The following is a 1294-nucleotide window of genomic DNA, read 5'->3' as shown; positions in this document are numbered from 1 at the left end:
ATATAACCTAATAAAAATATTTCTATTTTGATTACAGAAAGAAAGTCTTTATTAAAACATATGGTTGCTAATTTAATTGCGATCTGCCTTGCACCCAAGCAGCAATATCATTTATAACATACTCAGGAATATTAGCAGGACTATAATATTCATCCGGTTTACTTATTTCCCCATCGCCCTCTGTAAAGAAATGATTTAACTTTGGATATAGTCGATAATCAACGTTATTTCGTTCTTTTAATTGTTCTTTCCAAAGAGGAATTTCGATTTTTGATTGAACTTGATAGTCTCTTTCTCCTTGAATAATAAGAAGTGGTGTCTTTTGTTCTTTTGATATTTCTGCTGCTTTAATTTTCCGAATAGAATCCCAAAATACTGCTGATCCTAAGTAAAAATCTTTTGGAGGATTCTGACCAGAGAAATTTGGATCATTTAATAATTCAAATTGCGATTTGTAGAATTTATATTGCTCCTGGTTCATTGCTCCAATAGAAAAAAGATACTCAAATTGATCTAAAACAACGTCTTGAATCGTACGAGCTGGTCCACCCATTACAATTGCCCCAGCAATATTTTGATTTTGGTCTTTTTCAATCATTTTCGGAAGCATCATTCCACCTTGACTATGACCAAGAATATATATTTGATTCTTATTTATTAGAGGCTCATTTTTAAGAAATTGAGTTACAAGAAGAGCATCATCTGTTGTCTCTTTATCAACTGTATAGAAGGGACTGAATTGTGTTTTCAGCCCATGTTCATACGTTCGTTTATTATAGCGAAGGACAGCAATTCCCTTCGATGCAAGACCTTCAGCTAAATCGCGAAATGGTTTTAAAGCAAACGCTGTTTCATCCTGATCAGTTGCTCCTGATCCTTGAACAAGAATAACCGCTGGAAAAGGACCATTTCCTTTTGGAACTGACAATGTTCCTGGTAATGGAAATGCACCACTTCCAACTACTACTTCTTTATCAACAAATGATTCAGGCTTACTATATGATGGACGCTCAGCAACAGGACTAAACGACATGCTTAGTTGAAAATCGTCTATTTTTCCAGATGGATCTAGTTTAATTAGTAAAGGTACAGTCATTTTTTCAAAAACTAATTGAATCTCCACATTTGTATGAACAGGATTTGTCTCTTTTTGTGTAACCTCTCCAATTTCTATAAAAGAACCTGCTTGTAATTGAACTGGCAGTCCCTCCCAATAGCTCTTCAACCATTCTTCGGATATTATTTTCTGTAATGACCTTGAGGTTAAATCAAATGCAGATTTATAATCTTCACT

At 34.2% G+C, this 1294-nt stretch carries 1 protein-coding gene; it reads right to left on the bottom strand.

What is annotated here, in order from left to right:
* Positions 1-67: 67 nt before the first annotated feature.
* Positions 68-1294, bottom strand: a 1227-nt coding sequence (locus ACQGS6_RS28710) for a prolyl oligopeptidase family serine peptidase (protein WP_426966043.1), incomplete at its 5' end; no start/stop codon positions are given.

Source organism: Bacillus sp. GMs2/2 (assembly GCF_050172095.1).
GTDB classification, from domain to species: domain Bacteria; phylum Bacillota; class Bacilli; order Bacillales; family Bacillaceae_G; genus Bacillus_A; species Bacillus_A cereus.
Note: the sequence above shows the minus strand (reverse complement) of the source record. Positions and strands in the feature narration are given on the sequence as shown.